Raw genomic sequence first — 13,807 nt, forward strand, 5'->3', positions numbered from 1 at the left:
AACCGTAGAGTTGAGCCATGTCCGCTGTTCCCGCCCCTGATCCAGGTCCCGATGCCGGTGCCGTCTGGCACTATGGCGATCCGCTCGGTGAGCAGCGCAGCGCCGCGCAGGCAGCCGTCGTCGTCGATCGGTCGCATCGCGGTGTGCTCAGGCTGACCGGAGCCGAACGCAAGACCTGGTTGCACAGCATCTCCACCCAGCACGTCAGCGAGCTCGCCGACGGCGCTGTCACCCAGAACCTCAGCCTCGACGGGCAGGGCCGGGTGGAGGATCACTGGTTGCAGGCCGAAGTCGACGATCAGACCGTGGTGGACACCGAGCCGTGGCGGGCCGAGCCGCTGCTGGCTTACCTGCGCCGGATGGTCTTCTGGTCCGATGTGGCAATCGAGCCGGCCGAGTACGGCGTGCTGTCGCTGCTGGGTCCTGCGGTCACCGAACCCGCCGCACTCGGGGTGCTCGGACTGACCGCACCACCCGTCGACGGCACCGCGGTGGCGCTGGATGGCGGCGGATTCGCGCGCCGGTTGACCTCCAGTGGGGCCGACCTCGACCTCGTCGTTCCCCGCACCGACCGTGCCCGCTGGTGGGAGCGCCTGGTTGCCGCCGGTGTGCGACCGGCCGGTGTCTGGGCTTTCGAAGCCCACCGGGTGGCCGCGGTCGTGCCCCGCTTGGGTCTCGATACCGACGAGCGCACCATTCCGCACGAGGTGGGCTGGATCGGACCGGCGGTGCACCTGGACAAGGGCTGCTATCGCGGCCAGGAGACCGTTGCCCGAGTGCACAACCTCGGCAAACCGCCCCGGATGCTGGTGCTGCTGCATCTCGACGGCAGCACCGACCGTCCTTCGCCCGGAGATCCGCTACTGGCCGCAGGCCGCTCCGTCGGCCGGTTGGGCACCGTGGTCGACCACGTCGACGACGGTGCGATCGCGCTGGCGCTGGTCAAGCGTGGATTACCGGCGGATACGGAGCTGACCACCGGCGGCCAGGTGGCCACCGCGGCAGCCATCGATGCCGATTCCGTTCCGGCCACCGAGTCGGTTGGGGCCGGCCGGCTGGCGGTGGAGCGGTTGCGTAGCGGAACTAAGTGAGTACGCCCACAAAACGCCGCCAGGGTTCAGGGCCTGCCAGCGCCACGGCCTTCGGCACGGTAAGGTGTCAGCAGGACAATAAACACATTCAGATCGGAGCCGCCTAGTCATTGGGCCGCTCCGTTATTGCGCGAGGGGGTTCCCCCATGGGCCGCGGCCGGGCAAAGGCAAAGCAGACCAAGGTTGCACGTGAGCTCAAGTACAGCTCACCCCAAACCGACTTCGAGCGGCTTCAGCGCGAGCTGTCGGGCTCGACCAGCGATGACCGCTTCGGTGGCGGCTTCAACGGCACGTTGGAGGGCACCGTGGACGGTGACAGCGCGTCAGATGACGCCTGGGTCGAAGAGGACGACTGGCGCCGATAGGCTCGGCTCTTCTCGGCCCCCGCGCCACACCCGCTAGAACCTGGGGTGTTGCCCCACCAGAACGGCACGGACAGTGTCCTTCCCGCTGTCCTTGCCACCCTTTTCGATGGTTCCCAGGGTCCAGCAGCTCAGGTGGCGAGCGGTCAGCACGGCCAACGCGCGATCAGTGTCCTCCGGCGCGACGACGGCCACCATGCCGACGCCCATGTTGAACGTCCGCTCCATCTCGGCCCGCTCGATGCGGCCGCGCTGCGCGATCATGCCGAACACCGGTGCCGGCGTCCAGGTGCCGCGGTCGAGGTGGGCCACCAGACCGTGCGGGATGACCCGCTCCAGGTTGCCCGCCAGGCCGCCGCCGGTGACGTGGCAGAACGTGCGGACCTGAGTTTCTGCGGCCAGCGCCAGACAGTCTTTGGCGTAGATGCGGGTGGGTTCGAGCAGTTCCTCACCCAGCGTGCGCCCGAATTCCTCGACGTGACCCGCCAAATTCATGTGGTCGATCTCCAGCAGCACGTGGCGGGCCAGTGAATACCCGTTGGAGTGCAGGCCGGTCGAGGCCATCGCGATGATCACGTCGCCCGGTTTGACCCGGTCGGGGCCCAGCACATCGTCGGCCTCGACCACGCCGATACCGGTGGCCGAGATGTCGTAGTGGTCCGGCGCCATCAAACCCGGGTGCTCGGCCGTCTCACCGCCCAACAGCGCGCATCCGGCCTGCACACAGCCGTCGGCGATGCCCGACACCAACTCGGCGACCCGCTCGGGAACGGTACGGCCGACGGCGATGTAGTCCTGCAGGAACAGCGGTTCGGCACCGCAGACCACCAGGTCGTCGACCACCATCGCGACCAGGTCGATGCCAACCGTGTCGTGCTTGTCCATCGCCTGGGCCACCGCCAGCTTGGTGCCGACCCCGTCGGTCGAGGACGCCAGCAGCGGCTCACGGTAGTCCCCGCGCAGGGCGAACAACCCGGCAAAACCGCCCAGGCCACCCCGCACCTCGGGCCGGGTGGCCTTCTGAGCCAGCGGTTTGAACAGTTCGACGGCGCGGTCACCGGCCTCGATGTCCACTCCCGCCGACGCGTAGGAAATGCCGTGCTGTTCGGCGCGATCGGTCATCGGCCCCAAGGTTACCGCCCGCGCGCCGGTGTCGAACTGCCGGATTAGGGCAATCCTGGTCGGCATCGGCTCCGAACACGGGGCAGTGATCGGAGGAAGACATGTCGGCTGAGCAGACCACGTGCCTGGTGACCGGTGCCACCGGCTACATCGGCGGCCACCTCGTTCCCAAACTGCTCGAGAAAGGTTTCGCCGTGCGCGCAATGGCGCGCACGCCGGCCAAGCTCGACGATGCACCGTGGCGTTCCGACGTCGAGGTGGTGCGGGGCGATCTCACTGATGCGGACTCCCTGGCTGCGGCGTTCGACGGGGTCGACGTCGTCTACTACCTGGTGCATTCGATGGGCACCTCGCGTGACTTCGTCGCCGAGGAGGCTCGTTCGGCGCGCAACGTGGTGGCGGCTGCGCAGCAGGCCGGGATCAAGCGCGTGGTCTATCTCGGCGGTTTGCACCCCGAAGGCGCGGATCTGTCCCGCCATCTGGCCTCGCGCGTGGAGGTCGGTGAGATCCTGATGGGTTCTCCGGTGGAGACGGTGGTGCTGCAGGCCGGAATCGTCATCGGCTCGGGTTCGGCGTCCTTCGAGATGGTCCGGCATCTGACCGACCGGCTGCCGTTGATGACGACCCCCAAGTGGGTGCACAACAAGATTCAGCCGATCTCCGTCGACGACGTGCTGCATTACCTCGCCGAGTCTGCGACAGCCCCGGTGCCGCGCTCGCGCACCTGGGATGTCGGCGGCCCCGATGTGATGGAGTACGGCGAGGCGATGCAGACCTACGCCGAGATCGCCGGGCTGTCCCGCCGTGTGATGGTGGTGCTGCCGTTCCTGACACCGACGATCGCCAGTCTCTGGGTCGGGCTGGTGACCCCCATCCCGGCCGGGCTGGCCCGACCGCTGGTGGAATCGCTGGAATGCGACGCGATCGCCCACGAACACGACATCGACGAGGTGATCGCGCCCCCGCCCGGCGGCCTGACGGGGTACCGCGAGGCTGTCGAGCAGGCGTTGCAGGAAGGGGGCACCGCGGCCTCGGGCGGACGTCGCCGCTGGCTACGGTTCAGCCCGGCTCACAGCTAGCGTCAGTTCAGGGCCTGCACGACGCCGGAGGCGTCAAGGTCGCCTGAGCGCCGAGGCGTTGTCGTTGTCGTTGACGGTCTGCAGCGGGATTCCGGTGCGCGCGGCGGTGGCCAGCATGTGCTCGACGACGTTCTTGCCCAGCGCGGTCTCCCCGGGCAGTTCGATCGGGTAGTTGCCGTCGAAGCAGGCCGAACACAGCCGTGAGGCGGGTTGCTCGGTGGCTGCGATCATGCCCTGCTGGGAGATGTAGCCCAGCGTGTCCGCACCGATGGCGTGCCGGACGGCCTCGAGCATCTCGACAGGGTCGGCGTCGGCGTTGGCGGCGTTGGCGATCAATTCCGCCGGGGTCGCGAAGTCGATGCCGTAGAAGCAGGGCCATTTCACCGGCGGCGAGGCGATGCGCACGTGGACTTCGACCGCCCCGGCCTCGCGCAGCATCCGCACCAGCGCGCGCTGGGTGTTGCCGCGCACGATCGAGTCGTCGACGACGATCAGCCGTTTGCCGCGAATGACTTCTTTGAGCGGATTGAGCTTGAGCCGGATGCCGAGCTGGCGGATGGTCTGCGACGGCTGGATGAAGGTGCGCCCCACATAGGCGTTCTTCATCAGTCCCTGACCGAACGGGATCCCGGACTCCTGCGCGTAGCCCACCGCGGCGGGCGTGCCGGATTCGGGGACGCCGATCACCAGGTCGGCCTCGACGGGCTTCTCGCGGGCCAACCGGCGGCCGATGTCGACGCGGGTGGCGTGCACGGAGCGGCCGACGATCGTGCTGTCCGGGCGGGCCAGGTAGACGTATTCGAACACACAGCCTTTCGGCGACGGCGGCGCGAAGCGGCTCGAGCGCACACCGTCGGCGTCGATCGCCAACAGCTCACCCGGTTCAATGTCGCGGACGAACGACGCGCCAACGATGTCGAGCGCGGCGGTCTCCGAGGCCACCACCCAGCCGCGGTCCAGCCGGCCCAGCGACAACGGCCGCACGCCGTAGGGGTCGCGCGCGGCGTAGAGGGTGTTCTCGTCCATGAAGGTCAGGCAGAACGCACCCCGCACGGTGGGCAGCAGTTCCAGGGCTGCCTGCTCCAGCGATGAGTCCGCGGCGCCATGGGCCAGCAGGGCACCCAGGATGTCGGAGTCGGTGGTGGCCGCCGCGGCCCCGCGCGGGCCCACCAGGCCTTCCTCGCGGGCGCGGGCGGCCAGTTCGGTGGTGTTGACCAGGTTTCCGTTGTGGCCCAGCGCCACTCCGGTACCTGCGGCGGTGTTGCGGAACACCGGCTGAGCGTTTTCCCAGGTGGTCGAACCGGTGGTGGAGTAGCGGCAGTGTCCGATGGCCACGTGGCCCGGCATCGCGGCCAGCGTCTGCTCGTCGAACACCTGACTGACCAGGCCGAGGTCTTTGAAGACCAGCACCTGCGAACCGTCGGCGACCGCGATGCCCGCAGCCTCCTGGCCTCTGTGCTGCAGCGCATACAGGCCGTAGTACGTGAGCTTGGCCACTTCCTCACTGGGCGCCCAGACGCCGAATACGCCGCACTCTTCTTTGGGCTCGTGGTCCACGTCGGCGGACTGGTCGTCGGTCACAATCAGGCTGCTCCCTGGGGGCTGTGGGTGACGTGAACCAGTCTACGGTCAGAAACGACCGAAATGAGAATCGAACACGGATTGAGGAGTTCTCGTGCAACCGGTCACGGCACCGACCTGGAACCTGGCCACCCGAATCGGCTTTCGGTTCGCCGTCGTCTATTTCGGATTGTTCTGCCTGATCTATGCACAGATCACGTTCGTCTTCACCGGCTTGTTGTGGAATCTGCTGCCGGATTCCGGCGTGCTGTGGCAGATGATTGCGCTGGAGCCGCTGACGCGCCGGGTGGGACGCACGGTGTTCGGCATCGATGCCGCGCTCAACCCGATGTCGGGCAGCGGCGACCAGGCGGCGATCTGGGTCCTGATGTTCTGCTTGTTCGTCATCGCCGTGGTCGCGACGATCGGGTGGTCGGTGCTCGATCGCCGCCGCACCGCGTATCCGCGGCTGGCGGCGTGGTTCACCGTATTCCTGCGCCTGTGTCTGGGCGGACAGATGCTGTTCTACGGTTTCGCCAAACTCATCCCCACGCAGATGCCCAGTCCGCCGTTGGCGGCACTGCTCGAGCCGTTCGGCAACCTGAGTCCGGCGGGGGTGCTATGGCTGCAGGTCGGCACGTCGCTGCCGTACCAGATCGCGTTGGGATCGGTCGAGGTACTGGCCGGGTTGCTGTTGTTCGTCCCGGCGACAGCCACCGCGGGAGCGCTGGTCAGCGTGGTCGCCACGGCCCAGATCTTTCTGCTCAACATGACCTTCGACGTGCCGGTGAAAATCCTGTCGTCCCACCTTCTGTTGATCAGCCTGCTGTTGGTGGCTCCGCATGCGCGTCGGCTGGGCGCTGCGGTGCTCGGTCGCGCCACCGGCGAGGAGCGGCGCAGACCACTGTTGTCGTCGCCGCGGGCCGACCGCGTCGCCGCGGTCGTGCAGGTCGCACTGGGGCTGTGGGTGGCCGCGGGGTGTCTGTTGCTCAGCGTGCAGCTCTGGCAGCAGAGCGGGGGCGGGCGGCCCAAACCCGAGCTGTACGGGATCTGGTCGACGACGGAGTTCATCTCCGATGAAAAGCGTTGGCAACGACTGGTGTTCGACACTCCCGGGATCCTCACCTATCAGCTGACCGACGGGGAGCTGGTCGATGTGCCGGCATCGCACATCGATGACACGCTGGTGCTGTCCGACCAGTCCGGGGAACCGATGGCCAGATTCACCATCGTCCGTGACGGCGCGGATCGGCTGCGGTTGACCGGCGAACTCGAAGGCCGCCCCGCCACGATCGTGCTGCAACGCGTCCCGTTGGACGAGTTCACGCTGCACAGCCGGGGGTTCCGCTGGGTGCAAGAAGAGCCGTTCTTCGGCTGACCTCACTCCGAGAGCGAAACCACCGGTAGTGCGGACGCGATCTCCGCCGCTCGTGAACCCGACAGCCGTAGCATCCCGGCGGCTGAGGCGTAGTCGACCGTCAGCAACCCGGTCGCCAGTAACAGCCAGGTGCGTGGATCGGTCTCCACGACGTTGGGGGGATTGCCACGGGTGTGTCTGGGCCCTTCGATGCACTGCACGGCCACAAACGGCGGAATCCGCACCTCCACTGCGGCGCCCGGTGCCACCGCGGCCACGGTCCGGGCGGTGCAGCGCACCGCCTCGGCCAGGTGTGCGCGGTCCGGCGCCGTGAGGGTGTCGTCACGCAGCCAGTCGGCAAGTCGGGCTACGGCGGCGCGGGTCTGTGCCGGGTCGACGCTACGGCGGGCCATGATTGAGGTTCTCAGAGTGTCGGATCGGCGGCGCAACCCACCCCACCGCGAGGCCTTGACCTCAACTGCCATTGAGGTTCTACGTTGGGTCGCATGACGTTCACCAGCTACGAAATCGATTTCATGAGCCACACCGAACTCGGCCGGTTGGCCACCATCCAGCCGGACGGCACCCCGCAGAACAGCCCGGTGGGTTTCACCTTCAACGCCGCGCTGGGCACCATCGACATCTACGGCTATCAGATGGCCAAGAGCCGCAAGTACCGCAACATTGCGGGTAATCCCAAGGTGGCGTTCGTCATTGACGACATCACCGCACGTGATCCCTGGCGGGTGCGGTGCCTGGAAATCCGTGGAACCGCCGAACAGGTGACGCTCGGCGATGCGCCGCGCGAACCGAACGGGGATCCGCTCGACACCGCGATCATCCGCATCACACCGCGGCGGGTGATCAGTTTCGGTATCGACGACCAGCGGACCGAGCCGCACCAGTTGACCGCTCACGTGCGGAACTTCGACACTCCGGAGCCGGTTGCGGCCGGGTCGCCGCGACGCCGCTGAACGGCCAGCGCCGCTACGGCGCCGGCCTCGTTGACGGCCAGATGCGCCAGCATCGGCGCCGCCACACTGCCGGAAACGGCGTGCAGCCACGAGAACATCCATCCCGCCGCAGCGGTCACCGCGACGGTGCCCGGCACTGATTCGCCGGTGGCGCGGGCGTCGGGCACATGGCTGAGGCCGAACACCAGCGCCGCCAGGATCCGCCCGGCCCGCGGGCCGAACGCCTTGGTGGCCGCGCTGCCCAGCACCGCTCGGTAGGCGACCTCCTCTGACCACACGGTGCCCAACGGAATGCGCAGCAACAGCCATCGGCTCGGCGCTGCCGGCAGGTCGCGTTGGGCCATGCCGCTGCGGACGACGGGATTGGCGGTGGCTGCAGCGATTGCGAGCACCACCGGCACCGACACGGCACCACCCCAGCGCAGGCCGGCCCACAGCTGTGGCGGCCGCAGCCCGAGCTCGGCGGGGGTTGCAGAGGCCAGCGCGGCACCCATCACCGCGTGCGGCAACGGGTGCCAGCGCGCGGGCAGCCTCGGCGACAGCGCGCTCCAGGACAGCAGTGCGCCCGACAATCCCAGAGCCCGCACCACTGTCTTGGTGTCTTTGGTCATGTCACCGCGTCAGGGAGCCGTTCACGCAGCGCATCTCGAATGCGCTCGGTGTCGGCCGCGGTCCAGCCCGGTGGCGGCGCGACGCCGACCCAGCCATCGAGGATGTAGTCGCCGTAGTTGTGGCCGTGCCCGGCCGGCGCCGCTGACGCGTTCGGGATGTCGGCGGCCACCTGCCAGTAGGTGATGATGGGGTACCACCGCATCGAGGCGGTCCGGTCGCGGCCAGGCGGTTCGGCGAGCCAGTCGGGGCGGCTGAACAACAGATCCGGCGACCACCACACGATCGGGTCCGAGGCGTGCTGCAGGAACAGCACCCGCGTCCCGTCCCAGGGTGGTGCAGTGTCGTGGGCAATCTCCTCCGCGCTGTTGCCCTGGGAGAAGCGCACGGTACGCCCGTTGTCGTAGCTGGGCTGGACTTCTGGTGTGCGGGGGTCGCGGCGCTCGATGATTCCGCGCCACAGCGGGCTGGCGTTGGGTGGGCCGACCCAGAGCACCGAGGAGAATCCCATCCGGGAGATGTCGGGCAGCCACTCGAACGCACCCTGACCGGCCATCGAGCCGAGACTTTCCCCATAGAGCAGTAAACGCGGGCGGCGGTCGGGGGGCAGTTGAGACCAGCGCTGTTGCACGGCGTCGATCATCATCCGGCCTGAACGCATCGAGTTGTCCTGATCACCCAGGAACGAAATCCAGCTCGGCAGAAAGGAATACTGCGAGCCGACGATCGCGGTGTCGCCGTTGTACATCAATTCCACCGCTGCCGCTGCGACCGGATTGATCCAGCCGGTGCCGGTGGTGGGCGCGATGACGAGCACTTGGCGTTCGAATGCCCTGGTCCGCTCGAGCTCACTGAGCAGCACCGCCATCCGGGCTTCTTCGGTGTCGGCGGTTTCCAAACCGACGTAGACGCGGATGGGCTCACGGGCGGGACGGCCGTTGATCTGTTGGAGTTCCTCGGCGCTCGGTCCGCCGGTGACGAAGCTGCGGCCCTGATACCCCAGCGAGTCCCAGTCGGCGAAAGACTGTGGACTTCCTGACCTTTCGGGGTCATCGGGTTGGACGATACCCTCGGCGGTGGCCGCGTTCTGCGGCTGGAAGATGCGGTTGGCCGCGGCGAAGAATCCGCGCACCAAGACGCCGTTGACCAGGCTGATGACCAGGATCACCACAACGGCGGTTCCGACGAACAGGGCCAGTTCGTCGGATAGTCGCCAACGCCGGATCAGGACGCGTGCCATGGTCCTGATGACGTCGATCAGCACCCGCGTCACCGCCACACATACCGCGGCCACCGCAGCGGCCAGCGCAAGGGTTCGCAGATAACTGGCGGTGGTCGGACCTGGCACCGCCATCAGTTCGGAGACCTGGCGTTGCCAACCCGCCGCGGGGACCACCATCAGTAGGCACGCACCGATCGAGCCGACAACGACGACGGTCTTGAGCAGGTAGCCGATTCGTTTCGTTGGCGGCCACCAGCTGCGTTGGTTGAGCACGAACCGGCCGATCATCCGGCCGAGGAAAACCCCGATGCCGTAGCCGATCGCGGCGGTCAGTCCGCCGATGAAGCCACCGAGCAGCCAGTCACGGGGAAGCAGGGAGGGTGTGAGCGACAAGCAGAAGAACAGCGCTCCGAAGACCACGCCTGTGAAGTCCAGACGCAGCATCCGCCACACCCATAGGGTCACCCGAACAACCCGGGCAGCACGCCCTCCGACGTGCGCCGCAACTCCTCGACGGTGATCGTGAACAGCCCCTGTACCTCGATGGCAGCCTGGCTGGGTTCCGGGCCCGGGTCGACGACCCCGATCCTGGTGGCGGGCAGGCCGCGAGCGTCACACATCGCGGTGAACCGGCTCTCCTCGGTGCGCGGCACCGCGACCAGCACCCGTCCGGCCGATTCGCTGAACAAGAAGACGAACGGACCGCCGCCTTCTTGAAAAGCTTCGGGAATCACGATGCGGCAACCGGTTTCGCCGGCCAGCGCCGCCTCGATGACGGCCTGGATGAGTCCGCCCTCGGAGAGGTCATGCGCCGCCGAGATCAGGCCGTCGCGCGAGGCCGCGGTGAGCACCTCGGCCAGCAGCTGTTCGCGGGCCAGATCGACCTGGGGAGGCACCCCACCGAGGTGTCCGGCGGTGACCTGCGCCCATATGGAACCGTCGAACTCATCGCGGGTGTCACCAAGCAGGATCAGCGATTCACCGGGTTCGGTGCCCAGTGCCGTCGGGATGCGTCGCTTCACATCGTCGATGACGCCGAGCACCCCGACCACCGGGGTGGGCAGAATTGCGGTGGCACCGGTCTGGTTGTAGAAGCTGACGTTGCCTCCGGTGACCGGGATCCCCAGGGCCGCAGCGCCATCGGCCAGCCCGCGGACGGCCTGGGAAAACTGCCACATCACGCCCGGATCCTCTGGTGAGCCGAAGTTCAGGCAGTTGGTCACCGCGACCGGGGTGGCGCCGGTGACCGCCACGTTGCGGTAGGCCTCGGCCAGGGCGAGCTGCGCACCGCTGTACGGGTCCAGCGCCGTATAGCGGCCCGACGCATCGGTGGAGATCGCGATTCCGCGGCCGGTCTGTTCGTCGACGCGAAGCACGCCACCATCGGCATGCTCGGCCAACACGGTGTTACCGCGCACGTAGCGGTCGTACTGCTCGGTGATGAACGCCCGGCTGCACAGATGTGGGCTGCTCAAGAGCTGCAGCACCGTGGCACGCAGGTCCTCGGCAGTCGACGGACGCGCCAGCCGGGCCGAGGTGTCGGCGTTGAGCGCATCCTGGGAATCGGGCCGTTGCACCGGCCGTTCGTAGACTGGACCCTCGTGGGCCACGGTGCGCGGCGGCACATCGACCACGGTTTCGCCGTGCCAGGTGATCTCCAACCGGCCGGTGTCGGTGACCTCACCGATGACAGTGGCCAGCACATCCCACTTACGGCAGACCGCCAGGAACGCGTCGACGTTGTCGGGCGTCACGACCGCGCACATCCGCTCCTGTGATTCGCTCGACAGGATCTCGGCCGGGGTCATATTGGCCGCGCGCAGCGGCACGGTATCCAGTTCGACCCGCATACCGCCGTCTCCTGCTGAAGCCAATTCCGATGTGGCACAAGATAATCCCGCACCGCCGAGGTCCTGAATGCCGACCACGAGATCGCTGGCGTAGAGCTCCAGGCAGCACTCGATGAGCACCTTCTCGGTGAACGGATCGCCGACCTGAACCGAGGGCAACTTCTTTCGGCCCGCCGAACCGGACTCGTCGCCGCCGAATGTCTCCGACGCCAGTACCGACACCCCACCGATGCCGTCGAGACCGGTGCGGGCACCGAACAGGATGATCTTGTTGCCGACACCCGACGCGAAGGCCAGGTGCAGGTCTTCTTTACGCAGAACTCCTACACACAGCGCGTTGACCAACGGATTTCCGGCATACGATGCGTCGAAGATGGTCTCTCCGCCGATGTTGGGCAGGCCCAGCGAGTTTCCGTAGCCGCCGATGCCGCGCACCACACCGTCGAGGACGCGCCGGGTATCGGGCGCGTCGGCGGGGCCGAACCGCAGTTGGTCCATCACCGCGACCGGCCGGGCACCCATGGCCATGATGTCGCGCACGATGCCGCCCACACCGGTGGCCGCGCCCTGATACGGCTCGATGTAGGACGGGTGGTTGTGGGATTCCACCTTGAACGTGGCGGCCCAGCCGTCGCCGATGTCGACGACACCCGCGTTCTCGCCGATACCGGCCAGCATCGCCTCACGCATCTTCTCGGTGGTGGTCTCACCGAAGTAGCGCAGGTGAACCTTCGAGGACTTGTAGGAGCAGTGTTCGCTCCACATCACCGAGTACATCGCCAGCTCGGCGTCGGTAGGCCGACGTCCGAGGATCTCGCGGATCCGTTCGTATTCGTCGTCCTTGAGGCCGAGCTCGCGGTAGGGCTGGGGCTGGTCGGGGGTAGCGGTCGCCCGCTCGATGGTGTCTACCTGTTGGCTCAACCCAGACGTCACGGCGCTAGTTTAGCCAGCTTGGCCGTGCGACTCAGGCCACACAGAACGCGTTGCCCTCCGGATCGGCCATCACCACCCATTCGAACTCGGGTCCGAAGTTGTTCCGGCCGGTCTCCCTCGCTCCGAGACCGACCAGTCGAGCGACCTCGGCTTCCCGGTCCTCGGCGTGGAAATCCAGGTGCACCTTGTTCTTGCCCGGTGTCGGATCAGGCACCCGCTGGAAGCCCAGTTGGGGTACACCGTCGCGCACCACCATGACGAATTCTCCAGGGGCGACGGCGTTTACCGACCCGCCGGCGGCTTGGGCCCACCAGGCGGCCAGTCCGTCGGGATCGACGCAGTCGAAGGTGATCATCTCGATGCCCAATGACATGAAGACGAGCCTAGGTCAGACCGGTGACAAGAAGGCCGCAAGTGCTGCCGAATAGTCGGCGACATCGGCCGCACCCATCACCTCGCGGGCGGAATGCATGGCCAGCTGTGCAGCGCCCACGTCGACGGTGGGGATCCCGGTGTTGGCCGCGGTCATCGGCCCGATGGTGGACCCGCAGGGCAGGTCGGCACGATGCTCATAGCGTTGCAGGTTCACCCCGGCCTGCTCGCAGGCCAGCGCGAAGGCCGCTGCGGTGCGTCCGTCGGTGGCGTAGCGCAGGTTGGGCTGCACTTTGAGCACCGGCCCGCCGTTGACCTCGATGAGATGGCCGGGCTCGTGGCGTTCCGGGTAGTTCGGGTGGGTGGCATGGGCCATATCCCCGGAGGCCACCATCGAGGCGGCCAGCCGACGCAGGAAGTCCTCGCGCCCACCCCCGGCAGCCAGCGTGATGCGTTCGAGCACCGTGCGCAGCAGGTCGGACTGCGCGCCGTGGTCGGACTGCGATCCGACCTCTTCGTGGTCGAACAGCACCAGCACCGGCACCACATCGGCCTTCGAGCCGGTGGCCAGGAAGGCCTCCAAGCCCGCGTAGCAGGTGGCCTGGTTGTCCAGCCGCGGCGCGCTGACCAGCTCGTGGTCGACTCCGGCAAGTCTCGACGGGTTGATGTCGTGGGTCATCAGGTCGAACCCGAGCACCGCATCGACATCGACATCGGCCTGAGCGGCGACGTAGCTCAGGAAGGACCGACCGCTGCTGCCGACGCCCCAGACCGCGTTGAGGTGGCGCTGCGGGTTGAGCTCGACAGCCTTGCGGTCCTCGGCGAGGTGGATGGCCAGCTGGGGCACCCGCAGAATCGGGTCGTCGACGCGCACCAAGACGTGCTCGATCGCGGCGCCGCGTCGCACCGACAACCGTCCGCTGATGCCCAGGTCGCGGTCCAGCCAGGAGTTCAGCCACACGCCCCCGTAGGGCTGCAACGCCACCACCTGCCAACCCGACACATACCGGTCCGGGTGCTGCTTGACCCGCAAGTTGGGGCTGTCAGTGTGGGCACCGACGATCCGGAACGGTGCTGCGGCGTCGTGACCGCCACGCCAGGCAATCAGCGAACCGGCCCGCACGACGAAAAAATCACCCGAACCCGGCCACGGATCGCTTTCCGAAAGCTCGGAGAAACCCACGCCACGTAGCCGCTCGGCGGCGGTGGCGACGGCGTGGAACGGCGACGGCGATGCGTCGATGAACTCACAGAGTTGCTGCGCGGTGGCTGACAT

At 67.5% G+C, this 13,807-nt stretch carries 13 protein-coding genes; 5 read left to right on the forward strand and 8 right to left on the reverse strand.

Annotated elements, in window-relative coordinates; all coding sequences use genetic code 11:
• Positions 1-17: 17 nt before the first annotated feature.
• Together KXD98_RS22270 and KXD98_RS22275 are read left to right on the forward strand one after the other, a co-directional pair.
• Positions 18-1,091, forward strand: a complete 1,074-nt coding sequence (locus KXD98_RS22270; RefSeq protein WP_260760469.1) for a folate-binding protein YgfZ — start codon at positions 18-20, stop codon at positions 1,089-1,091.
• A gap of 146 nt (positions 1,092-1,237) precedes the next feature.
• A complete protein-coding gene (locus KXD98_RS22275) occupies positions 1,238-1,456 on the forward strand; it encodes a DUF3073 domain-containing protein (protein ID WP_260760470.1) in 219 nt (72 codons plus the stop codon).
• A gap of 33 nt (positions 1,457-1,489) precedes the next feature.
• Here the strand turns inward: KXD98_RS22275 and purM are convergent, their stop codons facing one another.
• Positions 1,490-2,575: a phosphoribosylformylglycinamidine cyclo-ligase gene (gene purM / locus KXD98_RS22280; RefSeq protein WP_260760471.1), complete on the reverse strand. Its 1,086-nt coding sequence runs from the start codon at positions 2,573-2,575 to the stop codon at positions 1,490-1,492.
• 101 nt (positions 2,576-2,676) lie between these two features.
• On the opposite strand from purM, the gene KXD98_RS22285 reads away from it, so the two are divergent.
• Positions 2,677-3,654 (forward strand): NAD(P)H-binding protein, encoded by a 978-nt coding sequence (locus KXD98_RS22285; RefSeq protein ID WP_260760472.1) that lies wholly within the window; start codon positions 2,677-2,679, stop codon positions 3,652-3,654.
• Between the two features lie 33 nt (positions 3,655-3,687).
• Here KXD98_RS22285 and purF read toward each other — a convergent pair whose 3' ends face one another.
• Positions 3,688-5,235, reverse strand: a complete 1,548-nt coding sequence (purF, locus tag KXD98_RS22290; protein ID WP_260760474.1) for an amidophosphoribosyltransferase — start codon at positions 5,233-5,235, stop codon at positions 3,688-3,690.
• A 94-nt stretch (positions 5,236-5,329) separates the two neighbouring features.
• On the opposite strand from purF, the gene KXD98_RS22295 reads away from it, so the two are divergent.
• On the forward strand, positions 5,330-6,592 hold the full coding sequence (locus KXD98_RS22295; protein ID WP_260760475.1) for a DoxX family protein: 1,263 nt from the start codon (positions 5,330-5,332) through the stop codon (positions 6,590-6,592).
• Positions 6,593-6,594: 2 nt separating this feature from the next.
• On the opposite strand, the gene KXD98_RS22300 is transcribed toward KXD98_RS22295, so the two are convergent.
• On the reverse strand, positions 6,595-6,987 hold the full coding sequence (locus KXD98_RS22300; protein WP_260765352.1) for a sterol carrier family protein: 393 nt from the start codon (positions 6,985-6,987) through the stop codon (positions 6,595-6,597).
• A gap of 90 nt (positions 6,988-7,077) precedes the next feature.
• On the opposite strand from KXD98_RS22300, the gene KXD98_RS22305 reads away from it, so the two are divergent.
• On the forward strand, positions 7,078-7,545 hold the full coding sequence (locus KXD98_RS22305) for a PPOX class F420-dependent oxidoreductase (RefSeq protein ID WP_260760477.1): 468 nt from the start codon (positions 7,078-7,080) through the stop codon (positions 7,543-7,545).
• On the opposite strand, the gene KXD98_RS22310 is transcribed toward KXD98_RS22305, so the two are convergent.
• The 5 genes from KXD98_RS22310 to KXD98_RS22330 are packed head-to-tail and all read right to left on the reverse strand — an operon-like array spanning position 7,485 to position 13,807.
• Positions 7,485-8,156, reverse strand: coding sequence for a CPBP family intramembrane glutamic endopeptidase (locus KXD98_RS22310; protein WP_260760479.1), 672 nt, complete (start codon positions 8,154-8,156; stop codon positions 7,485-7,487). The genes KXD98_RS22305 and KXD98_RS22310 overlap by 61 nt on opposite strands.
• Positions 8,153-9,820, reverse strand: coding sequence for an alpha/beta hydrolase (locus KXD98_RS22315; protein WP_260765353.1), 1,668 nt, complete (start codon positions 9,818-9,820; stop codon positions 8,153-8,155). Before KXD98_RS22315 ends, KXD98_RS22310 begins: the two co-directional genes overlap by 4 nt.
• Before the next feature lie 17 nt (positions 9,821-9,837).
• Positions 9,838-12,147 carry a phosphoribosylformylglycinamidine synthase subunit PurL gene (gene purL / locus KXD98_RS22320; protein WP_260765354.1) on the reverse strand — a complete coding sequence of 770 codons (2,310 nt, stop codon included), beginning with the start codon at positions 12,145-12,147 and terminating at the stop codon, positions 9,838-9,840.
• Positions 12,148-12,190: 43 nt separating this feature from the next.
• Positions 12,191-12,532, reverse strand: coding sequence for a VOC family protein (locus KXD98_RS22325; protein ID WP_260760480.1), 342 nt, complete (start codon positions 12,530-12,532; stop codon positions 12,191-12,193).
• Positions 12,533-12,547: 15 nt separating this feature from the next.
• Positions 12,548-13,807, reverse strand: a complete 1,260-nt coding sequence (locus tag KXD98_RS22330; protein ID WP_260760482.1) for a M18 family aminopeptidase — start codon at positions 13,805-13,807, stop codon at positions 12,548-12,550.

The organism is Mycobacterium sp. SMC-4 (assembly GCF_025263265.1).
GTDB lineage: Bacteria > Actinomycetota > Actinomycetes > Mycobacteriales > Mycobacteriaceae > Mycobacterium.